Consider the following 21,866-nt stretch of genomic DNA (forward strand, 5'->3'; position numbering starts at 1 on the left):
TCCTCCTTGCTACGGTGCCCAGTGCACGGTCGCGGTGCCCAGCACCGTCTTGATCGGCGCCTCATGGGGGTCAAGCTCCATCGCGCGCTCGATGGCCGCGCGTTTCTCGGCCCCGGTGATCAGCACATGGGTGCTCATCGCGCCCGCCAGCACGCGGGCGCTCATGGTGATCCGCGGCTCCAGCCCATCGGAGGCTGCGACGGCCATCAGGTCTGGCGCTTCGGGGGCAAGGGCTGCGTCCAGATCCTGAGATCCCGGAAACAGCGAGGCCGTGTGCATATCCGCCCCCATCCCCAGCAGCAGCACCGAGATCGGCAGCTCGGCAGAGATGTCCGGCAAGGCGTCCCCCTCCGGGCGGATCGACACATAGGTCGCCTCCGCCGCGTGGGATTGCAGCAGCCGCTCGCGGATCAGCCGCTCGTTGGAGCGCTCATGGTCCGCAGGCACCTGCCGCTCGTCATTCAGCAGCACATGCACCCGCGGCCAGTCCAGACGCGCGGCGCATAAAGCATCAAACACCGGCCCCGGGGTCGAGCCGCCGGGCACCGCAAAGCTCGCATGCTCATGGACCATCAGGCATTCGCCCAGCTCGCCCACCAGCTGGTTGGCGAGGTCGATCATCATCATATCGGCGTCGGGGTATTCGATAAATTTCATGCCTTGATCTCCCTCCAGCGCCGCCCGTCGCGGTGCAGCAGCATCAGCGCGTCTTCCGGCCCGCTTGAGCCCGGCTCGTATTGCGTCGGGCGGTCGCCGCGCGACTGCCAGCCGTCGATGATCGGGTCGGTCCAGCGCCAGGCCGCTTCCACCTCGTCGCCGCGCATGAACAGGGTCTGGTTGCCGCGGATCACGTCCATGATAAGCCGCTCGTAGGCGTCCGGCACGTCCTCGCCCTCCGGCCCCAGGGCGTCGGCGAAGGTCATGTCCAGCGGCACGTCGATCAGGCGCATGCCCCCCGGTCCCGGCTCCTTGATGGTCACCCGCAGGTCGATCCCTTCGTCGGGCTGCAGGCGGATCACCAGCACATTGGCGTGGCTGCCCGCATCTTCGCCGAAGATCGAATGCGGGGTCTCTTTGAACTGGATCACGATCTCTGACATGCGGGCGCGCAGCCGCTTGCCGGTGCGCAGATAGAACGGCGTGCCTTTCCAACGCCAGTTCGAGATATCCACCTTCATCGCGATGAAGCTTTCGGTGCGCGAGGCGGGGTTCTCGGAATGGGCGATGTAGCTTTCCTGTTCATCGTCGGCGGCATATTGCCCGCGCACGATGTTTTCCGTCGGCACCTCGTCAAGCGCCCGGATCACCTTGAGCTTCTCGTCGCGCACCGCATCGGGGTCGAATTTCGAGGGCGGCTCCATCGCGGTCAAACACAACAGCTGCATCAGGTGGTTTTGCACCATGTCCCGCATCGCGCCCGACTTGTCGTAATAGGCCCCGCGCCCCTCGACACCCACTGTCTCCGACACCGTGATCTGCACGTGGTCGATGTATTGCGCATTCCAAAGCGGCTCGAACAGCACGTTGGCAAAGCGCACAGCCATCAGGTTCTGCACCGTCTCTTTGCCCAGATAATGGTCGATCCGATAAATCTGATGCTCGTCAAAGCTGTCGGCCAGCACTTTGTTGAGCGCCCGCGCGCTCTCCAGATCGCGCCCGAAGGGCTTTTCGACTACGATGCGGCTTTCTGGCGTCGCGATCTCGTGCTCGTGCAACCGGGTAGCCAGATCCCCGAACAAGGCGGGCCCGACCGAGAAGTAAAAGGCCTGCACCACATCCGCGCGCACCAGCTTTTTGAGCGTCTTCCAGCCGCCGTCGCCCTTAGCGTCGATCGGTGTGTAATGCAGCCGCTCGAGGAACAGCTTCACCCGCTCCGCCTCGCGCTTGGTGTGAGGGATGAATTCGTCCAGCGCCTCGCCGATCATCTTGCGGTAGCCTTTGTCGTCCATCTCTGAGCGCGCGGCGCCGATGATGCGGGCATCTTCAGGCATCTGGCCTGCGCAGAAGCGGTGATAGAGCCCCGGCAGGATTTTGCGGCGGGCCAGATCGCCCGTGCCTCCGAAAATCACCAGATCGAACGGGTCCACGGGAATGATGCGCGATACCATGGGCGGGCCTTTCTTCAGCTGCTCTCGCGGCGCTTGTTAGCGCTAACGGGGCGACAGTTCTACAGGAAAGTTGGCCCTGCGTCACCGTCGCGCGGAACCTATCATCCTGCGCCGCAGTCACAAGCCCGTCAAAACGTCTTTGCCCCACTTTCCCTTCCGCGTCCCGCGCGGTAGCAACGGCGAAACTGCGACGGAGCCGCTTGCGCATGAAAGACCAGATTACGACTGCCAATGACGGCAAATTCCTCGATCCGTACCTGACGGCCAAGGGAGAGCCCCGCGCCTCCGTCGCGCTCAGCAATCCGCAAACGCTTTGGTTCAACACCGGCACCCTGTGCAATATCGAGTGCGAGAATTGCTACATCCTGTCCTCGCCCACCAATGACGCGCTGGTCTACATCACCACCGCCGAGGTCGAGGCCTATCTCGACCAGCTCGAGCAGCGCAAATGGGGCGTGCGCGAGATCGCGTTTACCGGCGGCGAGCCCTTCATGAACCCTGACATGTGCGACATGGCCCGCGCGGCGCTCGACCGCGGCTACGAGGTCCTGATCCTGACCAACGCCATGCGCCCGATGATGCGCAAATCGGTGCAAGCGGGCCTGAAAACGCTGATCGCAGACTTCGGCGACAAGCTGACCTTCCGCGTCTCGCTCGACCACTGGTCCCCCGAAATCCACGATGCCGAGCGCGGCAAGGATGCATTCGCCAAGACCATCGAAGGCATGATCTGGCTACGCGACCAAGGTGCGCACATGGCCGTCGCCGGGCGCTCGATCTGGGCGGAAAGCGATGCGTCCGCGCGCGCAGGCTTTGCAGCGCTCTTTACTGGGCATGACTTCAAGATCGACGCGCAAGACCCTGCGATGACAGTTCTTTTCCCCGAGATGGACGAGACAATCGAAGTCCCCGAGATCACGACCGCCTGCTGGGGCATTCTCGACAAATCGCCCAACGCCGTGATGTGCGCGTCCTCCCGCATGGTCGTCAAACGCCGCGGCGCGCAGTCCCCCGCGGTACTCGCCTGCACCCTGCTGCCCTATTCGCCAGAGTTCGAGATGGGCGAGACCCTCGAGCAGGCCGAGCGCGACGTGCAGCTCAACCACCCCCATTGCGCGAAGTTCTGTGTCTTGGGCGGCGCGAGCTGTTCCGCCTGAGATGTTAACCTTTTTGCGCTGCGAGCGGTCAAAGCCAGATCAAAGCCCGACAGAAGTCCGACGCAAAGCCGACAGGTCTCCGACAGCGCCATCGGCTTGAAACGAATAGTTAATTTGCGCGTCCATGCGGTACAGCCGTTGCGCAAGTCGCAACCTGCGTCCCAACCGTTAACCTATGCTTCCAACTCGGCATCCCAATAGAGAAAGTCCATCCAGCTTTCATGCAGGTGGTTCGGCGGGAATTTCCGTCCCATGTTCATCAGCTCCGGCGCCGTCGGCTGGATCGGGGGCTTGCGCAGGGACAAGCCGGAATTCTTGAGCAATTGCGAGCCTTTACGCAGATTGCACCGCGAACACGCCGCGACGACATTCTCCCACGACGTGATCCCGCCCCGCGCCCGCGGCACCACGTGATCGAACGTCAAATCCCCGCGCGTGCCGCAATACTGACAGCAAAACTCATCGCGCAGAAACAGGTTGAACCGCGTGAACGCGACCCGCTTTTGCGGCTTCACATAGTCCTTGAGCACCACGACCGACGGGATCTTGATCTCCGTCGTCGGCGACCGCACCACATCCTCATATTCCGACAAGATCGTCACCCGATCCAGATAGGCCGCCTTCACAGCTTCCTGCCAGGTCCACAGGCTCAACGGGTAGTAGGAAAGCGGGCGATAATCCGCGTTCAACACAAGGGCCGGATTGTGCTTGAGATTGCTGGGGTCACGCACAAACTCGTGCCTGAATTCGCCGTCCATTGGGAATAGCTCTCCTGCTCTGTCATGCGCTGCGCACCACCAGAGCGGGGAGCCCCGCCCCAGTCCTCAGGAAAAACTATATATCGTTCTCGAACTCTGGCAACCCCCGCTATATGGCGTTTATGAAGAGAGCTTTCATGGCTTCAACGGCGCGCGTTGGGTTCGACTTCGGGGCGCGACCTCTAGCCGAGGTCGAGACCCCATTTCTGCCCGATGAAGCTCAACGCGACCCCAAGCCCATCCGGCGCGATTCCGTGCCCGGTGCCCTTCATGACATGGCCGTACACCTCGAACCCTGCCTCCTGCAGCGCGTCCCCGGCCTCCGGCATCGAGATCGGCGGCACCACGTCGTCTTGATCGCCGTGGATCAACATGATGGGCGGTTTGGAGACGACCTCGTCCGCCAGCAGCTCCGGGCGCAGCAAGCGTCCAGAAAAGGCGACAATACCCGCAAATGCGTCCGGGCGGCGCGGCGCGACATGCAGCGCCATCATCGTGCCTTGGCTAAAGCCCACGAGGATCGTCTCAGCTTCCGAGACGCCTTCCTCTTCCATGCTCGTGTCCAGAAAGGCGTTCAAATCATCCGCCGCCTGCAACAGGCCGCGCTCGGCCTCTTCCTCGGACGAGCCATCGATCCAGGGGATGGGAAACCATTGATATCCCATCGGATTTCCGATGCATCGCTCCGGCGCGTTGGGGGCCACGAAGACCGTGTCGGGCAGATGGTCCGACAACGGATCGGCCAGCCCCAGCAAATCCGGCCCGTCCGCGCCATAGCCATGCAGGAAGATCACGAGGCTGGAATCCTCGCCCGATTTAGAGCCCTTGCGCTTCGCATCCAAAACTCGGGTCATGTGATCCCCTCTCGATCCTTGATGTCTCGGTAATAGGCCCAGAGTATCCGGGCCGCAACGCTTTGCCACGGCGACCAATCCTGCGCCATCTGTCGCATCTGTGCTGGTTTCGGCCGCTCCGACAAGTCGAACAGAACCCGGGCCGCTTCCTGCAAGGCCAAATCCCCCGGCGCGAACACGTCCGCATGCCCAAGCGAGAACATCGCGTAGACCTCGGCGGTCCACGGCCCGATGCCCGGCACCTTCGTCAATGTCGCGATCACCTCTATGGAGGCCATGTCGCGCAGCGCATCGTAGGGGATGTCGGCCTCGGCAAGCGCATAGGCGTAGCGGATCTTCTGGCGCGACAGGCCGCACGCCCGCAAAGTTTGCTCCGACGCCCGCCGAACCGCATCCGGACTGGTCAGACCGGCTTCCTGCAGCCGCCCGTTGATTGCCTTTGCCGAGGCGGTCGAGACCTGCTGGCCCATGATTGCCTGCAGAAGCTGAAAAAACCCGTCCGGGCGCAATCGCAACGGAAGCGGCTCCAACCGGGGCAATACATCGGCAAAACGCGGCTCTCTGGCGGCCAGCCACGCCGCACCCTCTGCCACGCAGGCGTCACCCCGGATGATACGCATCGACCCACTCCAGCAGGGCGTCGACCGTGTCGACCTTCGGTGCGTCGGGCATGGCCGGGCGGTTCAGCATCAGCACACGCAGCCCGATCTCGCGCGCCGCGTCCAGCTTCGAGCGCGACATCTCCCCGCCCGCGTTCTTCACCACAAGCCAATCGATCTTCAGCCTTTGGAACAAAGCCACTTCATCGACGACCGAAAATGGTGGCCGTCCGATCAAGAACTCCCCGTTCGGGAACGGAAACGGGCCGTCAGGCGGGTCGATCTGGCGACAAATCAGGTAGCTCTGGGACAGGCCTGCGAACTGCTCCAGCGTTTGGCGCCCCGTAGCCAGAAAAACGCGCGCGCCCGGGGAAATGTGGTCGCTTGCCTCACTCGCATGGTCGATGAAGGTCCAGCGGTCCCCATCCCTCTGCTCCCAGGCCGGACGCAGCAACTGCGCGTATCCCAGCCCGCGCGCAGCACAAATGCGCGCCGTGCGATCGGTGATCCGGTGGGCAAAGGGATGGGTCGCGTCGATAACCAGATCGACCGGATTGCGATCCAGCCATGCCTCGAACCCCGCATCCCCGCCAAAGCCCCCGAACCGGGTCTCACAGCCCAGATCCTTCGGCGCACGGGTCGCGCCTGCAAGCGATGCGATAACTTGATGACCGCGCGCCACGAGCCCGCGCGCAACATCCCGCGCCTCACCCGTTCCAGCCAACAACAGGATTTTCATAGCCCGGCCTTTGCGAGAATCGTGCCCGCGCGGTCGATCACGACGACGCTTGGAACAACATCAGCTTCACCGAGTATATCCCTGATTTTCAACAAAGCTTCGTCCGCGACCCGTTGAGCCAACTCGGGCGCGCGGGTGACCGCCTCCAGCATCGTGTTGGCGTCGGAAACTGGCGTTGATGTCCAGTCCTGCAGCGCCTCGAAATCCACCTGCGAGCGCTTCGAGTGTAAATCCCGCGCGCCTTGTGCGAGCTTGGTGATCTTGCCGATCCCGCCGCCAATGGTGATCGACGGCACCGGATGCCGCGCAAGATATTTGAGCAATCCTCCGGCAAAATCACCCATGTCGAGCATCGCGTGGTCCGGCAGGCCCAGCAGCTCCTGCACCACCCGTTCCGACGTGGCCCCGGTGCAGCCGGCGACATGTGTCAGCCCATCGGCGCGTGCCACGTCGATGCCGCGGTGGATCGACGCGATCCAGGCCGCGCAGGAAAACGGGCGCACAACGCCCGTCGTCCCGAGAATCGACAACCCGCCCTCAATCCCAAGCCGCGGATTCCAGGTCTTTTTCGCCAACTCCGTGCCGCCGGGCACCGAGATCGTGATCTCGACATCGGGCGCTTTGCCGAACTCGGACGCCATCTCGGCCACGACCTCGTCCATCATCGCGCGCGGCACGGGGTTGATCGCGGGCTCCCCCACGGCGATGGGCAGGCCGGGTTTGGTGACGTGCCCGACACCCTCGCCTGCCTTGAACACGACGCCCCCCGACGAGGCCGCGACCCGGGCGCAGATCAGCGCACCATGGGTGACGTCCGGGTCGTCGCCCGCGTCCTTCTCGATGCCGACCTCCACCCAGTCCGCGCCTTGCGCCATGTGGGCGATCGCGAAGACCGGTGTCTCTCCCTTGGGCAGCGTGATCGACACATCGTCCGGCCGCATCCCGCCCCACAACATCTGCAACCCCGCCTTTACGGCCGCCGTGGCGCAAGCCCCCGTGGTCCAGCCGCGGCGCAGTTTCGGAGAGGTCTCGTCACTCATGGCCGCGACCTTACCGCGCGGAATTTCCGCCGCCAATGGCCGATCCGACGTCGCTCTTTTGCTTTTCTTGCGCGGGGGTTACGGGCCATAAGAGGGAATGCGCGACTCGATGCCCCTTCCCTGTGCTGATTGGCCCAGCCTGCAACCCGGTTGGGTCTGGCTGTGCGGCGCTGGCCCCGGCGACCCGGGGCTGCTGACCTTGCACGCGTTGAACGCGCTGCGGCAGGCCGATGTGGTGATCTACGATGCGCTGGTGCAGGAGGCGATCCTCGACTGGGCACCCCAGGCAGAGCACATCTATGCAGGCAAGCGCGGCGGCAAGCCATCGGCCAAGCAGCGCGATATTTCCTTGCGGCTTGTGGAGCTGGCGCGCGCCGGAAAGCGCGTTTTGCGGCTGAAGGGCGGCGATCCTTTCGTCTTCGGACGCGGCGGCGAAGAGGCGCAGACCCTCGTTCAGCACGGCGTTCCGATCCGCATTATCCCCGGCATTTCCGCAGGCATCGGTGGCCTCGCCTATGCCGGCATCCCTGTCACGCATCGCGACGTGAACCAATCCGTGACCTTCGTCACCGGGCATGACCAAAGCGGCAACGCCACCGGCTCGCTCGATTGGCCCGCCATCGCGCGCGGCAGTCAGGTCATCGTGATCTACATGGGCATGAAGCACATCGCGCATATCAGCGGCGAGTTGATGCGCGCGGGTCGCGCCGCGTCAGAACCTGTCGCGATCGTCACCACCGCCACCACGGATCAGCAACGCGTGCTGGAGACGACGCTTGGCAGCTGCGTGGCCGATATCGAGGCCGAGGGGCTCGAGCCGCCCGCGATTATCTGCGTCGGACGCGCAGTCTCGATGCGCCAGGTTCTCGATTGGCAAGCGCAAGCTGCCGGGGAGGCCCCGCGCGATCTAGATCCCCTGGGCCGAGGTCGCCCGGCCGAGAGCGCATGACACCGACCGGCCGCGGGCTGATCATCGCGGCGCCCTCATCCGGTTCCGGCAAAACCACTGTGACACTGGGTCTTTTGCGCGCGCTTCACCTCAGGGGCACCTCCGTGCGCGGCGCAAAATCCGGGCCCGATTACATCGACACGCGCTTTCTGGAAGCCGCTTGCCGAGCCGCTTGCGTCAATCTCGACGCTTGGGCCATGACACCCGCGCGACTGCGCAGACTTGTCGCAGGCCCGGGAGAGTTGATCGTGGAAGGCGCGATGGGCCTGTTCGACGGTGCGCCGCCGGATGGCAAAGGCTCGGTCGCCCATCTGGCCAAGACACTTGGACTGCCGGTGGTACTTGTCGTGGACGCGTCGCGCATGGCGGGCTCGGTCGCGCCGCTCGTTGCGGGGTTTGCAGGCTTTGATCCAAAGGTCCCGGTGGTCGGCGTCATTCTCAATAAGGTCGGCTCGCCGCGACACGAGGTGATGTTGCGCCGTGCGCTCTCGCAGATCGGAATGCCCGTTCTGGGCAGCGTGCCGCGCACACCCGGGGTTTCGACCCCCTCGCGGCATTTGGGGCTGGTGCAGGCGCAAGAGCGCCAGGATTTGGAGAATTTTCTCGACGAGGCTGGCGACCTGATCGCGCGAAGCGTGGATATCGACGCTCTCCTCGCATTGGGCGGCACACTGCCAGGTGTCACGGCGGACCCATCAACGCCCCCGGACGCCAACAAGACCCTGGCGGTCGCGCAAGACGCGGCATTCGACTTCGCATATCGACATCAATTGAACGATCTTGAGGCTTCTGGCTGGCACATCGTGCCCTTCTCCCCTTTGCGCAACGAGCCCGTTCCGAAATGCGACCGTGTGTTTCTGCCGGGCGGATACCCTGAGCTACACGCAGCCACGCTCGCGAATAATTCGAATTTTATGGACAGCCTGAGGAAGACGGCGGAAACAACTGAAATATATGGTGAATGCGGCGGCTACATGGTCCTTGGGGACCGCCTGACGGACGCAGACGGCACAGCGCACAAAATGGCCGGGCTTTTGCCTTTGGAGACAAGTTTCGCGGAGCGCAAACTGCATCTGGGCTACCGCACTCTGCACAGCGAAATCGCGCCTGTGCGAGGCAGCTTCAAGGCCCACGAGTTCCATTACGCCACGACAATTCGCGCCGACGGCCCGTCGCTTTTCACCGCATCTGACAGCGAAAACACGCGCCTACCCGATATGGGGCTTGTGCGTGGCAAGGTTTGCGGCTCCTTCGCCCATATCATCGAGGCGGTGGACACGTCCGCGCAGAGCAATTAGCGAGAAGCCATGACCATGTCCGCCGCCCCCGCCCGATCCGACCCGCGCACGCGCCGCAATGTCGCGGTGCTGGTCGCCTGCCAGGCGATCCTCGGTGCCCAGATGCCCATGCTGTTTGTTGTAGGCGGGCTGGTCGGCAATTCGCTTACGCCAAACCCGTGCCTCGCAACCTTGCCGATCTCGATGATCGTGTTCGGCTCCATGACCACCGCGCCCTGGATCAGCCCGCTCATGCAAAAACGCGGGCGGCGCACGGGCTTTATCATCGGGGCCCTTGGCGGGGCGCTTGGCGCGGCTGTGGCGGGATTTGGGCTCTATATTGGCTCTTTCCTGCTCCTGCTACTGGGCAGCTATATCAGCGGGATCTACATGTCCGCCCAAGGCTTCTACCGCTTCGCCGCCGCCGATGGCGCATCGGATCGGTTCCGGGCCAAGGCGATTTCCTATGTCATGGCGGGCGGGTTGCTGTCGGCCATCATTGGCCCACAGCTGAACAAGATCATGTTCGATTTCAGCGTGATCCCGTTCCTCGGCAGCTATGTCGCCATCGTTGTGCTGAACCTGTGCGGGTTGTTCCTGTTCTTCCTGCTGGACCTTCCCAACGCGGCCGCGATGGCCGCGGCGCGGACGGGCGAGGCCGTGCGCAGCAAGATGGAGCTGCTCAAGACCCCGCGCATCGGCGTCGCCGTGATCTGCGGGATGGTGTCTTACGCGCTGATGAACCTCGTCATGACCTCGACGCCGCTTGCCGTGATGGGCTGCGGGTTCAGCGCCGACAATGCCAACGATATCGTGTCGGCCCATGTGCTTGCGATGTTCATCCCGTCCTTCTTCACCGGGCATCTGATCAACCGCTTCGGGGTCGAGAAGATCGTCGCCGCGGGTCTGGTGATCCTAGGGCTGGCCGGTGTCGTGGCGCTCACAGGCGTGACATTGGAGAATTTCTTTATCGCCCTGATCCTGCTTGGGCTGGGATGGAATTTCGGCTTCATCGGTGCCACGACGATGCTGGCCTCCAGCCACACGACCGCGGAACGCGGCGTGGTCCAGGGTCTCAACGATTCGATCGTGTTTGGCTGCGTGACCATGGCCTCGCTCGCCTCGGGCGGGTTGATGAATTGCTCCGGCGGCTCGCCGGTCGAAGGCTGGACCGCCGTGAACCTCGCCATGGTGCCGTTCCTGACGCTCGCAGGTGGCGCGCTGATCTGGCTGGCGTTGCGGCCGAAAACAGCCGCGGTCTAGAACAGCAGCAAGCGCCAGCGTTTCGAGAACTCGCTCAACACCAGTGTGCCGTCCGCGACCCGTGTGGGTTGAGCGATTGCCAGACGCAGTAGCGCCCGCGCCTGCCAGCCTTCCCGGGTGACGTCCCGCGGTTCGGGCTTTGCAGGCATATCTGACAGGACTTTCTCACACAGCGTCTTGATGCCCGCCGGTGTGCCGTCGAGCAGCGGCTTTCGTCCCCGTGCATCAAGCTCCGGCGCGGCCTGCAGAAAGCGGGCCAGCCCGACCGCGCGCCCATAGGCTTTCAGCGCATCCGGGTTCGGCGCGTCGATTGCGCTTGCCGCAACCACCATCAGTCCCGCAGCAGTATCGTCGAGATAGCGCAGCAGCGCCGCCTCGTCTTCAAACGCATCCGAGTAGATGTCCCACCGCCGCGCCGCAACAAGCTTGTCGAGCAGACGCGCCTCTTCCGGGCCAATCGCCTCCGCCAACGGCGTCGTCACTTCGTGACTGCGGACTGCGCGGCCTTCTGCAATTTCTTCAAGCGCGTCGCGCCACCATTGCAGCCGCATCTCGGCAATCATCGGCTCCTGCGTCACCCAAGGCGCGCGCGAGACCTCGACATTCATCGCATAAAGCGGCCAAAGCACCTTTTGCACGTCGACCGAAGCAAGCTCGGCGGCCGCCGCACGGTCCGGATCAGCGCGCCGCACCAAGGCGACGCAGGCCTCAAGCGACATGGGCACCTTCGCGGATCAGCTTCCAATTGATTGCGTCCAGCAGCGCTTCGAAGCTGGCATCCACGATGTTGGGCGACACCCCGACGGTGGACCATCGGTTGCCGCGGCTGTCGGCGCTGTCGATGATGACGCGGGTCACGGCCTCCGTGCCGCCTTGGGTGATGCGCACCTTGAAGTCGACCAGCCGCATGTCCTCGATCATCGCGGAATAAGGGCCAAGGTCCTTGGCCAGCGCCTTCGCCAGCGCGTTCACCGGACCGCGGTCGGAGCCGGTCTCATCGAGGCTCTCGGACACGGACAACATCTTGTCTTTGCCGACTTTCACGACCACGACGGCCTCAGAGAGGCTGATCATCTTGTCATACTTATTTTTGCGGCGCTCCACGGTGACCTTGTAGCGCTTCACCTCGAAGAAGTTCGGCAGCAGACCCAGTTCCCGCCGCGCGAGAAGCTCGAAGGAGGCCTGCGCGGTGTCGTAGGAATAGCCCTCGTCCTCGCGCTGCTTGATCACTTCAAGAATGCGCGGCAAAGCACTGGTATCAAAGTCTTTCAATCCCATCTCAGAAAGACGTTTGCGCAGGTTCGACTGGCCGGCCTGATTGCTCATCGGGATGATGCGCGAGTTTCCGACACTCCCGGGATCGATATGCTCGTAAGTCGTCGGGTCCTTCAGGATCGCACTCGCATGAAGCCCTGCCTTATGTGCAAAGGCAGAGGCCCCGATATAGGGTGCGTGCTTGTTGGGGACGCGGTTCAGAATGTCGTCGAGCTTGCGCGAGGCGACAATAAGCTGCGGCAGGTTTTCTTCATTCACCCCAGTGGTATAGCGGGACCGGTACGGCTCTTTCAAAAGCAGTGTCGGGATGATCGAGGTCAGGTTCGCATTGCCACATCGCTCGCCCAAACCGTTCAAAGTGCCTTGGATATGCCGCGCGCCTGCGTCTACGGCCGCCAGCGTTCCGGCCACCGCGGTGCCGGTGTCATTGTGGGTGTGTATGCCCAGCCGCGCGCCGTCGATGCCGCTGTCGATAACGGCTGCGACGGTGGCGGAAATCTCGGCGGGCAGCGTGCCGCCATTGGTATCGCAAAGCACCACGGTCGCGCCTTCGCCATACGCGGCATGCAGGCATTCCAGCGCATAGGCGGGGTTGGACTTGTAGCCATCGAAGAAATGCTCTGCGTCAAAAAACGTCTCTCTTCCAAGGCTTACCAGATGGGCGAAGCTGTCGCGGATGTTGCTGACGTTCTCGTCGAGACTGATGCCGAGCGCGGTTTCGACATGGAAATCATGGGTCTTGCCGACGAGGCACACGGCGGGCGTGTTGGCGTTCACGACCCCCGCCAGCACGTCGTCATTGGCCGCCGAGCGGCCCGCGCGTTTGGTCATGCCAAAGGCTGTCAGGATCGCTTGCGTCTCGGGGGGCGTGGCGAAAAATTCGCTGTCGGTCGGGTTTGCCCCGGGCCAACCGCCTTCGATGTAGTCGATCCCAAGCGCATCAAGAAGAGCCGCAATCTCAAGCTTTTCGGGCGTCGAGAATTGCACCCCTTGGGTCTGCTGCCCGTCGCGCAAGGTGGTGTCGAAAAGGGTCAATCGTTCGGTCATGACTGCACCGTTGTTTCACAAGTTGGCTTAGTATTTCGATGCCAATCCCCCAACTTGCACAAGACGCGCGGCGCTTGTTCAGTCACTTGAGACGAGGTTTTCACTGTCATAACACGCCCGCCAGCTTCGCGGGATCGAAGCCGGAGCCCGCGCTCAGCTCAACCCCGTCCTTGGACATGCGAACCTCGACGCCGGCGGCGAGCAAAGCGGTTTTCATCGCGTCGACGTGTTCGAAATTTTTCGACACCATCGCCTGCGTCCGAAGATCGGCCAAGGCCGCGGCATAGGTCGAAAGGTCGATCGCCTCTTGGTCGGGCAAAGCAAGTGTGAATCCCAGGAAGTCGAGTGTCGCTTTCAGGGCCGACGAATCGCTGCCCGCCAATTCCCGCAGACGCGCCAGCGCACCGGGCATGTTCAAGTCGTCCCGCAAGGTGTCCATGAACGCGGCATCAACCGAGGCAGCGGGCTCGACGTCCACGCAGACCTCCGCCCACTTGCGCAGCGTCTTCTCTGCCTCGCCCCGCTTTGCCTCGGTCCAGTCCATCGGTTTGCGGTAATGGGTCGACAGCATCACGAAACGGATCACCTCGCCCGGCACGCCCTGGTCCAGCAGATCGCGCACGGTGAAGAAGTTGCCCAAAGACTTGGACATCTTCTTGCCCTCGACCTGCAACATCTCGTTGTGCATCCAGATCTGCGCGAAGCCGTGGCCTGCGCATTTCGACTGGGCGATCTCGTTTTCATGGTGCGGGAAGGTCAGGTCGTTGCCGCCGCCGTGGATATCGAACGCCTCGCCCAGAATGTCGTGCGCCATGGCGGAGCATTCGATATGCCAGCCCGGCCGACCGCGCCCCCACGGGCTGTCCCAGCCGGGCAGATCGTCGGAGGACGGCTTCCACAGCACGAAATCCATCGGGTCCTCTTTGTACGGCGCCACCTCGACCCGGGCGCCGGCGATCATGTCGTCGACCGAGCGTCCAGACAGCTGGCCGTATTCGGCGTAGGAGCGGACCTTGAAGAGCACGTGTCCGGAGGCCTCATAGGCATGGCCTTTGGCGATCAGCTGCTCGATCATCGCGATCATCGCGCCGATATAGGCCGTGGCGCGGGGGGCATCGGTCGGCTCAAGCGCGCCGAGCGCGCCCATATCCTCCAGAAACCAGCCGATGGTCTCGTCGGTGATCTGGGAAATCTCACGCCCCGTCTCCGCCGCGCGGGCGTTGATCTTGTCATCTACGTCCGTGAAGTTGCGCACATACCTGACATTTTCCGCGCCGTATTCATGGCGCAACAGGCGAAACAACAGATCAAACACCAGCACCGGGCGCGCGTTTCCCAGATGCGCGCGCTCGTAGACGGTCGGCCCACAGACATACATGCTGGCCTTGCCCTCTTCGAGCGGCGTGAACACCTGCTTGGCGCGGGTCGCGGTATTGTAGAGCTTGATCGTCATGGGGCCTCACACGCGGGGGTCGCGGCGGGTGTATCGAAACTGGCTATGGATGGAAAACCTAAAACGACCCGCCTGAGTTAATCAGATGGAAATAATGCAGCAGCAAATGATGGGTCGGGTCGTCATGGGTTTAGCTCTAGCAAAAGCTGTGGCATTGGTCGAGCGTGATGTCATGGCACCAAGGAGAGCCGCCCGATGAAAGTCTCAAACCGGATCGCGGGATTGACCGGCGGCGGCTCGGACGGCTGGGACGTCTTCTACAAGGCGCGCGCCATGATGGCGGATGGGGTCGATGTGACCGAGTTGACCATAGGCGAGCACGACATCCGCACAGACCCGTCTATTCTGGACGCCATGGATCGGTCCGCACGCGCGGGGCACACCGGCTATGCGAGTGTGCCTGGCACCCCTGCCCTGCGCGATGCCATCGCGGCCCGGGTCGAGGCGCGCACCGGGGTCAAGACAACCCGCGACAATGTCCTGATTACGCCCGGCGGGCAGTCGGCGCTGTTCACGGCCCACCATGCGGTCTGTGACGAGGGCGACATCGCGCTCTATTGCGACCCGTTCTATACCACCTACCCCGGAACGATCCGCGGCGTCGGCGCACAGCCGCGCGCGGTGCCCTGCAGGCCGGAGGCCGCCTTTCAGCCGCGCTTCGCCGATATCGCCGCCAAGCGCGATTATGCCGTGTCGATCTTGGTCAACACGCCCAACAACCCCACCGGCGTCGTCTATGACGAGCAGACGGTCGAGGGGATCGCGCGGGCCTGCATCGAATACGACATGTGGTGCATTTCGGACGAGGTCTACGACACGCAGGTCTGGTCCGGCACCCATCTGAGCCCGCGCGCCTTGCCCGGCATGGCCGAGCGTACGCTGGTCGTAGGCTCGATGTCGAAAAGCCACGCGATGACCGGCAGCCGCGTGGGCTGGATTGTAGGGCCTCAGGAGGTCATCGCCCATGCGATCAACCTCGCGACCCACATCACCTACGGCGTGCCGGGCTATATCCAGGACGCCGCGCTCTTCGCCCTGACCGCGGGCCCGGAGCTGGAAGACAGGGTCGGCGCGCCCTTCGCGAAGCGGCGGGACTTGGCGCATGAGATTTTGGCAGGGCAGAACGCCGTGCGGCTCGTGCCGAACGCGGGCGCAATGTATTTGATGCTCGACGTGCGGGACACGGGCCTGAGCGGCGAGGCGTTTGCGCTCGCGCTTCTCCATCAAGAGCGTATCGCCGTCATGCCCGGCGAGAGCTTCGGGGAGGCCGCCGCGGGCCATGTGCGCGTCGCCATGACGGTGGAGGACGCCCGATTTGAGGACGCGCTTCGCCGCATAGTGGCCTTTGCCGGCACAAAGAGCGCCTGAGCCCCGCGTTTTTCACGCCGCACATCTGGACAAGATCATGTGTCTGGGGGCATTCTGAACACTAGCGAATGTGCCAACCTTTGGGGGATCCGGCGATGATGCGCGTGCTGTGCGTTTTGGTGATGATGGCGTTGCCGGGCCTCGCTCAGGCGCAGGCCGAGAAGCTGCCCTACCCGCAATACTACTCCGTTCTGACCAACGACTTCGCCGACATCCTGAGTGAGGAAGCAGAGGCGCAGATCAATGCAGAGCTCATCGCCGCGCGCGAGACGCGCGGGCTGGAGATGGCTGTGGTCACGATCCGCTCGCGCGAAGACTACCTGCCGAGCGCGGATATCGCGAGCTTCGCTAAGGACCTGTTCAACGGCTGGGGCATCGGCAACAAGGAGCGCAATGACGGCATCCTGTTGCTGGTGGCCATCGAGGACCGCCAGGTGCGGCTGGCCCTTGGCGCGGGCTACGATGCCCGACAGGACGGGATCGCCGCGCGCATCATCCAGACCGACATCCTGCCCGCCTTCCGGCAAGGGCGCGTCGCCGATGGCGTGCTCGCAGGCACCCGCGCGGCGCTGTCGCGTCTGGCCATAGATGGGACACCGCCGCCACCGCCACAGGCCGTCACACCTGCCCCGACCGGAGAGGTCCGACCGCCCGAGCCCCTGCGCCCCGCCGTGATCGAACAGCCGCCAGAGCCCCGCGATCCCGGTGCCGTCGCCCAGATCGGTCGCTGGGTGTCCGACATGCTGAAGCAGGCGGAGGGCAACCCGATCGCGGCATTGCTGATCGTTGCGCTGACGGCTGTCGGCGGCTTCTTCGGCATCCGCGGTGTGCAGCATTACCGCCCGCGCAAGTGCCCGGAATGCGGGCGTGTCATGCTGCGGCTTGGCGAGGCACAGGAAGATCAGTATCTCGACCACGGGCAACTTGTGGAAGAACGCCTGAAATCAAAGAATTACGGGGTGTGGTTCTGCACCAATGACGAGCATGTCACGGTCATCGGCTACCCGTCGCTCTTCAGCCGCCGCAAGGCCTGCCCCAGCTGCAACTACCACACGCTGGAGACTTCGCGCACGGTCACCATGCCTGCCTCGACGGTCGCCTTCGGTCAGGCGAAGCTCGATCATCTTTGCCAGAATTGCGATCACACCTATTCGGAATTCGTCGTAATCCCGAAGCTCGCGGAATCCAGTGGCAGCTCCGGCGACAGGTCAGGATTTTCGTCCTCGTCATCGGGGGGATTTGGGGGCGGCAGCTCGTCTGGGGGCGGCGCGTCCGGCTCTTGGTAGAGCGGGCTCTGGGTGCGGCGCCCCGCACCGCCAGGGTACGGGGATGTCTTTGAGGGAGGAAGACAGGAGACGCGAGACGCCGCATCCATAGGCTAAGCCAGCGCGACCTGCCTCGAACAGCCGTGTTCGCCGCAACGCCGCATCTGCGCTGCATCACGCCGAAATCCGCACCTATACTGCGCGGGTCCATGCTGCACCGCGTCACAGCTGCGTGACGCAAACAGACCTCGATGGCGCAAACGAGACAGACCCGTGCCCGCGCCGCCCCCGAACATGGGCGCAGGGAGGGCAGCCATGCAAAGCTGCAACTGGAAAACCACGTTGATCGGGCGCACCATCGGGGCGCGCCGCGGACGTGCGGCCCGCGGAAGACCGAACAGGCTGATCTGATCCACGCCTGCCCTTCTTCAGCGAAAGCCACATGCCATGAACGATCAAACCCCTTCTCCGAGCCGCCGCTCCGGCGGACGTGTGGCGCGACGCGCGCAGCGCGCAGCCCCGCTTGCCGCCGACAAACGCGCCATTGGGCCCGGCCTGTCCGGCGGCACATTCAAGCCGCTCAGCGATGCCGACATCGCCCGCATCCACGAGGCCGCCCTGACGGCGCTGGAAACCATCGGCCTCGCAGACGCGCCCGAGACCGGCGTCGCCCTGCTGACCGGCGCGGGGGCAATCCTTGGCGACGATGGCCGACTGCGCTTCCCGCGCGCGCTGGTCGAGGACATGCTGGCGGTGGCCAATAAAGGGTTCTCGCTGGCCAGCCGCGACGGGCTGCATGATCTGGAGCTTGGCGGCACCCGGGTGCATTACGGCACCGCCGGTGCCGCCGTGCATCTGGTTGACGTGGCCGGGCGCGAATACCGTGACAGCACCGTGCAGGATCTGCATGACGCGGCCCGCATCGCCGACCGGCTCGACAACATCCATTTCCTGCAGCGCCCGATGGTGTGCCGCGATATCGCGGACAATTACGAGATGGACCTGAACACGGTCTACGCCTGCTGCGCAGGCACGACCAAGCATGTGGGCGTCTCGTTCACCGACCCCGACTACGTTGCGGGCGCGTTGGAGATGCTGCACATGATCGCGGGCAGCGAGGAGGCTTGGCGCGCAAGGCCGTTCTTGTCGAACTCGAACTGCTTCGTGGTCCCGCCAATGAAATTCGCCACAGAGGCCTGCCGCGTCATGGAGGAATGCATCAAGGGCGGTATGCCTGTACTGCTTCTTTCGGCAGGCATGGCGGGTGCGACCGCGCCGCAGCCGCTGGCAGGCGCCATCTTGCAGGCGGTGGCGGAATGCCTTGCGGGGATCGTCTATGTCAATGCGATGGCGCCGGGCCACCCGGCGGTCTTCGGCACCTGGCCCTTCGGCCTGGATCTGCGCACCGGGGCCATGTCCGTGGGATCGGGGGAACAGGCGCTGCTCTCGGCGGGCTGCGCCCAGATGCACCAGTTCTACGGCATTCCGGGCGGGGCGGCCGGAGGGGCGTCTGATGCGAAGCTGCCGGACATGCAGGCGGGATGGGAGCAGATGTGCTCCAATGTGATGACCGGGCTGTCGGGGCTGAACATGGTTTATGAGGCCGCGGGCATGCACGCCTCGCTGCTGGGCTTTTGCCATGAAAGCCTGATCCTCGGCGATGATCTGATCGGCCAGGCCCTGCGCTGCGTGCGCGGGATCGAGGTAAGTGATGAAACACTCGCGCTCGACGTGATGCGCGAGACCTGTCTGGGCGCGGATGGCACGGGCGGCGTCGGTCATTACCTCGGCGCGGACCAGACGCTCAGCCGGATGGAAAGCGACTATGTCTACCCCGCCTTCGGCTGCCGCATGTCGCCCAAGGAGTGGGTCGAGAAGGAAAAGCCTGACCTGATCGCGCAGGCGACTGCGCGTAAAGAGGCCATCCTGGCGGAGCCGTCACCTGCAGCGTTCAACCCGGAACTCGACCAGGCGCTACGCGCGCGGTTCAACATCCATCTGTCGGTCTGAGCGGAGCGCCGAAGGGCCTTCCCCGCGCGCGGCGCGCTTAGGCGCCGAGCGCGGCTGCGTCCCGGGCCAAGGCGGTGATGCCCTCCCAGTCGCCCGCCTGCATCTTCGCCTTCGGTGCGACCCACGATCCGCCCGCGCAGACCACGTTCGGCAGGCTCAGATAATCCATCGCATTGGACGCGCTGACACCGCCCGTGGGGCAGAATTTCACCTGCGGGATCGGCGCGCCGATGGCTTTCAGCGCCGCCGCACCGCCGGAGGCCTCGGCCGGGAAGAATTTCAGCATGGAATAGCCGCGCTCCAGCAGCGCCATCGCCTCGGACGCGGTCGCGGCGCCGGGCAGCAGCGGCAGACCTGCCTCGAGACAGGCATCGAGCAGCTTGTCGGTCGCGCCGGGCGAAACGCCGAACACCGCGCCTGCATCGACCGCATTGTGCACGTCCTGCGGCGTCAAAAGCGTCCCCGCCCCCACGACGCCGCCCTCGACTTTTGCCATCTCGGCGATGACCTCCAATGCGGCGGGCGTGCGCAGTGTAACCTCCAACGCCGGCAAGCCGCCTGCGACCAGAGCTTCGGCCAAGGGCTGGGCATCGGCCACATCATCGACGACCAGTACGGGCACGATGGGCGCCAATTGGCAAATCTCAATGGCCTTCTGGCTAGAGGCGTGCGGGGTCATGTTGGGTCGTCCTTCCTGTCTGGCCGGAACTGCCTCCGGCGGGAATATTTTTGAAGCAATGAAGCCTGCGGGGCAAGCTAGACCACTACTCCCGCCCCGGTATCGGCGGTGCCTGCGGTCTGACGGAAGATCGAGAACAGCTCGCGCCCGATCCCGTGGCCATTGTCGCTTAGGTCAGGCGTGGCTGGGGCGCGGGCAGAGACATCGGGTGTCAGCACCTCGAGCGTGCCCTGCACCGCGTCGAGCCGCACCAGATCGCCGTCGCGCAGCTTGCCTATCAGGCCGCCATCGACCGCTTCGGGGCTGACATGGATCGCGGCGGGCACCTTGCCCGATGCGCCGGACATGCGGCCATCGGTGACCAGCGCGACCTTGAGACCCTTGTCCTGCAGATTGGCGAGCGGCGGGGTCAGGCCGTGAAGCTCCGGCATCCCGTTGGCCTTGGGTCCCTGAAACCGCACCACGATGATCGTATCGGACGTGATTTCACCGGATTTGCAGGCCGCCTTGACCTGATCCTGATTTTCGAACACTCGCGCCGGGGCCTCGATCACGTGGCGCTCGGGCGCCACGGCGGACACCTTGATCACGCCGCGCCCCAGATTGCCCTGCAGCTGCTTCAGGCCACCCTCCTTGGCGAACGGATCGGAGGCGGGGCGCAGGATGCGGTCGTTTTGGGTCTCGCGCGGGGCGTCTTCCCACGTGACCTCGCCGCCTTTCAGCTTGGGGTCCTTGGCATAAAGGCCGAGGCCGTCGCCCATCACTGTGCGCGTATCGGGATGCAAAAGCCCCGCGTCGAGCAGCTCGCCGATCATATAAGTCAGTCCGCCCGCCGCGTGGAAATGGTTCACGTCCGCCAGACCGTTGGGATAGACTCGCGCCATCAGCGGCGTCGCGTCGGAGATATCGGCAAGGTCCTGCAGATCGAGGATCACCCCCGCAGCCCGGGCCATGGCGATGATATGAATGACCAGATTGGTCGAACCGCCGGTGGCCATCAGACCGACCAGACCGTTCACAAAGGTTTTCTCGTCCAGAATGTCCGAAACCGGCGTGTAGTCATTGCCAAGCGCGGTAATTTCGAGCGCGCGCTTCGTGCCATAGGCGGTCAGCGCATCGCGCATCTCGGTGCCGGGATTGACGAAGCTGGCACCGGGCAGGTGCAGCCCCATGAACTCCATCAGCATCTGGTTGGAATTCGCCGTGCCGTAGAAAGTGCAGGTGCCCGCGGAGTGGTAAGAGGCCATCTCGGCCTCCATCAGCTTATCGCGGCCGACCTCGCCCGCGGCGAATTGCTGGCGGACCTTGGCTTTCTCGTCATTGGGCAGGCCGGATTGCATCGGGCCTGCGGGCAGGAAGATGCCGGGGATATAGCCGAAGGTCGCGGCGGCGATGATCAGGCCGGGCACAATCTTGTCGCAGACGCCGAGGTAGACCGCGCTGTCGAATGTGTTGTGGCTCAGCGCGACGCCTGCGGAGAGCGCGATCACATCGCGTGAGAATAGCGACAGCTCCATCCCGACCTGGCCCTGGGTGACCCCGTCGCACATGGCGGGCACGCCCCCTGCAACCTGCGCCGTGCCGCCGTTTTTGCGCGCGACCTGCTTGATCAGGTCCGGGTAGGTGGCGAAGGGCTGGTGGGCCGACAGCATGTCGTTATAGGCGGTGACGATGCCGATATTCGGAGCTTTCTCGGCAATAAGCGCGCCCTTGTCGTCCGCCATCGCGGCATAGGCATGGGCCTGATTGCCGCAGCTCAGATGCGCGCGACGCGGGCCTTCCTCGGCGGCCTGGCGCATGCGGGACAGGTAGGTTCCGCGGGCGTCAGCGGAGCGGGAAATGATGCGTTGGGTGACGTCTTCGATCTTTGGGTTGAGCGGCATGAGGTCCTCCATTCTTGTGGCACGACATATCTTCGTTAGCGCTAACAATCCAGCCGAAAAGCGGTAGAAAGTGTCGCAGCGCGCGGCCGACGCATCCTGCGGTGATTTGAACCTTGGAAACACGCGCGCGCACGATCTACCT

At 64.0% G+C, this 21,866-nt stretch carries 19 protein-coding genes; 7 read left to right on the plus strand and 12 right to left on the minus strand.

Annotated elements, in window-relative coordinates; all coding sequences use genetic code 11:
- Nucleotides 1-9: 9 nt before the first annotated feature.
- Both pgl and zwf read right to left on the minus strand, forming a co-directional pair.
- Nucleotides 10-657, minus strand: a complete 648-nt coding sequence (pgl, locus tag C8N43_RS03605; protein WP_107844297.1) for a 6-phosphogluconolactonase — start codon at nt 655-657, stop codon at nt 10-12.
- The gene (zwf, locus tag C8N43_RS03610; RefSeq protein ID WP_107844298.1) at nt 654-2,108 is read right to left on the minus strand and encodes a glucose-6-phosphate dehydrogenase; all 1,455 of its coding nucleotides are present in this window, start codon (nt 2,106-2,108) and stop codon (nt 654-656) included. The genes pgl and zwf overlap by 4 nt, the downstream gene beginning before the upstream one ends.
- Before the next feature lie 206 nt (nt 2,109-2,314).
- On the opposite strand from zwf, the gene C8N43_RS03615 reads away from it, so the two are divergent.
- Nucleotides 2,315-3,265 (plus strand): radical SAM protein, encoded by a 951-nt coding sequence (locus tag C8N43_RS03615; protein WP_107844299.1) that lies wholly within the window; start codon nt 2,315-2,317, stop codon nt 3,263-3,265.
- Nucleotides 3,266-3,438: 173 nt separating this feature from the next.
- On the opposite strand, the gene C8N43_RS03620 is transcribed toward C8N43_RS03615, so the two are convergent.
- The 5 genes from C8N43_RS03620 to C8N43_RS03640 form a co-directional block, all read right to left on the minus strand.
- On the minus strand, nt 3,439-4,023 hold the full coding sequence (locus C8N43_RS03620) for an HNH endonuclease (protein WP_107844300.1): 585 nt from the start codon (nt 4,021-4,023) through the stop codon (nt 3,439-3,441).
- Between the two features lie 182 nt (nt 4,024-4,205).
- Entirely contained in the window at nt 4,206-4,877 is a 672-nt protein-coding gene (locus C8N43_RS03625; RefSeq protein WP_107844301.1) for an alpha/beta hydrolase, read from the minus strand.
- Nucleotides 4,874-5,497 (minus strand): DNA-3-methyladenine glycosylase family protein, encoded by a 624-nt coding sequence (locus tag C8N43_RS03630; protein ID WP_107844302.1) that lies wholly within the window; start codon nt 5,495-5,497, stop codon nt 4,874-4,876. Before C8N43_RS03630 ends, C8N43_RS03625 begins: the two co-directional genes overlap by 4 nt.
- The gene (locus C8N43_RS03635; protein ID WP_107844303.1) at nt 5,478-6,215 is read right to left on the minus strand and encodes a cobalt-precorrin-6A reductase; all 738 of its coding nucleotides are present in this window, start codon (nt 6,213-6,215) and stop codon (nt 5,478-5,480) included. Before C8N43_RS03635 ends, C8N43_RS03630 begins: the two co-directional genes overlap by 20 nt.
- A complete protein-coding gene (locus C8N43_RS03640; protein WP_107846225.1) occupies nt 6,212-7,255 on the minus strand; it encodes a cobalt-precorrin-5B (C(1))-methyltransferase in 1,044 nt (347 codons plus the stop codon). Before C8N43_RS03640 ends, C8N43_RS03635 begins: the two co-directional genes overlap by 4 nt.
- A 97-nt stretch (nt 7,256-7,352) precedes the next feature.
- On the opposite strand from C8N43_RS03640, the gene cobA reads away from it, so the two are divergent.
- Genes cobA through C8N43_RS03655 form a run of 3 tightly spaced genes read left to right on the plus strand, consistent with a single transcriptional unit; the run spans nt 7,353 to nt 10,744 of the window.
- The gene (gene cobA, locus C8N43_RS03645) at nt 7,353-8,204 is read left to right on the plus strand and encodes a uroporphyrinogen-III C-methyltransferase (protein ID WP_107844304.1); all 852 of its coding nucleotides are present in this window, start codon (nt 7,353-7,355) and stop codon (nt 8,202-8,204) included.
- Nucleotides 8,201-9,502: a cobyrinic acid a,c-diamide synthase CobB gene (locus C8N43_RS03650; RefSeq protein WP_107844305.1), complete on the plus strand. Its 1,302-nt coding sequence runs from the start codon at nt 8,201-8,203 to the stop codon at nt 9,500-9,502. The genes cobA and C8N43_RS03650 overlap by 4 nt, the downstream gene beginning before the upstream one ends.
- Before the next feature lie 9 nt (nt 9,503-9,511).
- Nucleotides 9,512-10,744, plus strand: coding sequence for an MFS transporter (locus C8N43_RS03655; RefSeq protein ID WP_107844306.1), 1,233 nt, complete (start codon nt 9,512-9,514; stop codon nt 10,742-10,744).
- Here the strand turns inward: C8N43_RS03655 and C8N43_RS03660 are convergent.
- From C8N43_RS03660 to cysS, 3 genes are all read right to left on the minus strand, one after another.
- Complete coding sequence (locus tag C8N43_RS03660; RefSeq protein ID WP_107844307.1) at nt 10,741-11,463, minus strand: squalene/phytoene synthase family protein; 723 nt, start codon at nt 11,461-11,463, stop codon at nt 10,741-10,743. The two genes, C8N43_RS03655 and C8N43_RS03660, sit on opposite strands and share 4 nt — an antisense overlap.
- Nucleotides 11,453-13,066, minus strand: coding sequence for a citramalate synthase (cimA, locus tag C8N43_RS03665; protein ID WP_107844308.1), 1,614 nt, complete (start codon nt 13,064-13,066; stop codon nt 11,453-11,455). Before cimA ends, C8N43_RS03660 begins: the two co-directional genes overlap by 11 nt.
- A 106-nt stretch (nt 13,067-13,172) precedes the next feature.
- Nucleotides 13,173-14,519, minus strand: coding sequence for a cysteine--tRNA ligase (gene cysS / locus C8N43_RS03670; protein ID WP_107844309.1), 1,347 nt, complete (start codon nt 14,517-14,519; stop codon nt 13,173-13,175).
- Between the two features lie 195 nt (nt 14,520-14,714).
- On the opposite strand from cysS, the gene C8N43_RS03675 reads away from it, so the two are divergent.
- The 3 genes from C8N43_RS03675 to C8N43_RS03685 all read left to right on the plus strand — a co-directional run bounded on the left by C8N43_RS03675 (nt 14,715) and on the right by C8N43_RS03685 (nt 19,162).
- Entirely contained in the window at nt 14,715-15,887 is a 1,173-nt protein-coding gene (locus tag C8N43_RS03675; protein WP_107844310.1) for a pyridoxal phosphate-dependent aminotransferase, read from the plus strand.
- Nucleotides 15,888-15,982: 95 nt separating this feature from the next.
- The gene (locus C8N43_RS03680; RefSeq protein WP_158269900.1) at nt 15,983-17,173 is read left to right on the plus strand and encodes a TPM domain-containing protein; all 1,191 of its coding nucleotides are present in this window, start codon (nt 15,983-15,985) and stop codon (nt 17,171-17,173) included.
- Nucleotides 17,174-17,599: 426 nt separating this feature from the next.
- Entirely contained in the window at nt 17,600-19,162 is a 1,563-nt protein-coding gene (locus C8N43_RS03685; protein ID WP_107844312.1) for a trimethylamine methyltransferase family protein, read from the plus strand.
- Nucleotides 19,163-19,199: 37 nt separating this feature from the next.
- On the opposite strand, the gene C8N43_RS03690 is transcribed toward C8N43_RS03685, so the two are convergent.
- Nucleotides 19,200-19,841 (minus strand): bifunctional 4-hydroxy-2-oxoglutarate aldolase/2-dehydro-3-deoxy-phosphogluconate aldolase, encoded by a 642-nt coding sequence (locus tag C8N43_RS03690; RefSeq protein WP_107844313.1) that lies wholly within the window; start codon nt 19,839-19,841, stop codon nt 19,200-19,202.
- A 77-nt stretch (nt 19,842-19,918) separates the two neighbouring features.
- Complete coding sequence (edd, locus tag C8N43_RS03695; protein ID WP_107846226.1) at nt 19,919-21,724, minus strand: phosphogluconate dehydratase; 1,806 nt, start codon at nt 21,722-21,724, stop codon at nt 19,919-19,921.
- Between the last annotated feature and the right edge of the window lie 142 nt (nt 21,725-21,866).

The sequence above is a fragment of the Litoreibacter ponti genome, assembly GCF_003054285.1.
Classification (GTDB): domain Bacteria; phylum Pseudomonadota; class Alphaproteobacteria; order Rhodobacterales; family Rhodobacteraceae; genus Litoreibacter; species Litoreibacter ponti.

What these genes read in the sequence shown, in the direction of transcription:
- cobA (WP_107844304.1), top strand. Translation starts at nt 7,353, where the DNA reads ATGCGCGACTCGATGCCCCTTCCCTGTGCTGATTGGCCCAGCCTGCAA.
- C8N43_RS03635 (WP_107844303.1), bottom strand. Translation starts at nt 6,215, where the DNA reads ATGAAAATCCTGTTGTTGGCTGGAACGGGTGAGGCGCGGGATGTTGCG.
- zwf (WP_107844298.1), bottom strand. Translation starts at nt 2,108, where the DNA reads ATGGTATCGCGCATCATTCCCGTGGACCCGTTCGATCTGGTGATTTTC.
- C8N43_RS03680 (WP_158269900.1), top strand. Translation starts at nt 15,983, where the DNA reads ATGATGCGCGTGCTGTGCGTTTTGGTGATGATGGCGTTGCCGGGCCTC.
- C8N43_RS03620 (WP_107844300.1), bottom strand. Translation starts at nt 4,023, where the DNA reads ATGGACGGCGAATTCAGGCACGAGTTTGTGCGTGACCCCAGCAATCTC.
- C8N43_RS03660 (WP_107844307.1), bottom strand. Translation starts at nt 11,463, where the DNA reads ATGTCGCTTGAGGCCTGCGTCGCCTTGGTGCGGCGCGCTGATCCGGAC.
- pgl (WP_107844297.1), bottom strand. Translation starts at nt 657, where the DNA reads ATGAAATTTATCGAATACCCCGACGCCGATATGATGATGATCGACCTC.
- C8N43_RS03675 (WP_107844310.1), top strand. Translation starts at nt 14,715, where the DNA reads ATGAAAGTCTCAAACCGGATCGCGGGATTGACCGGCGGCGGCTCGGAC.
- cimA (WP_107844308.1), bottom strand. Translation starts at nt 13,066, where the DNA reads ATGACCGAACGATTGACCCTTTTCGACACCACCTTGCGCGACGGGCAG.
- C8N43_RS03640 (WP_107846225.1), bottom strand. Translation starts at nt 7,255, where the DNA reads ATGAGTGACGAGACCTCTCCGAAACTGCGCCGCGGCTGGACCACGGGG.
- C8N43_RS03615 (WP_107844299.1), top strand. Translation starts at nt 2,315, where the DNA reads ATGAAAGACCAGATTACGACTGCCAATGACGGCAAATTCCTCGATCCG.
- edd (WP_107846226.1), bottom strand. Translation starts at nt 21,724, where the DNA reads ATGCCGCTCAACCCAAAGATCGAAGACGTCACCCAACGCATCATTTCC.
- C8N43_RS03625 (WP_107844301.1), bottom strand. Translation starts at nt 4,877, where the DNA reads ATGACCCGAGTTTTGGATGCGAAGCGCAAGGGCTCTAAATCGGGCGAG.
- cysS (WP_107844309.1), bottom strand. Translation starts at nt 14,519, where the DNA reads ATGACGATCAAGCTCTACAATACCGCGACCCGCGCCAAGCAGGTGTTC.
- C8N43_RS03655 (WP_107844306.1), top strand. Translation starts at nt 9,512, where the DNA reads ATGACCATGTCCGCCGCCCCCGCCCGATCCGACCCGCGCACGCGCCGC.
- C8N43_RS03690 (WP_107844313.1), bottom strand. Translation starts at nt 19,841, where the DNA reads ATGACCCCGCACGCCTCTAGCCAGAAGGCCATTGAGATTTGCCAATTG.
- C8N43_RS03685 (WP_107844312.1), top strand. Translation starts at nt 17,600, where the DNA reads ATGAACGATCAAACCCCTTCTCCGAGCCGCCGCTCCGGCGGACGTGTG.
- C8N43_RS03650 (WP_107844305.1), top strand. Translation starts at nt 8,201, where the DNA reads ATGACACCGACCGGCCGCGGGCTGATCATCGCGGCGCCCTCATCCGGT.
- C8N43_RS03630 (WP_107844302.1), bottom strand. Translation starts at nt 5,497, where the DNA reads ATGCGTATCATCCGGGGTGACGCCTGCGTGGCAGAGGGTGCGGCGTGG.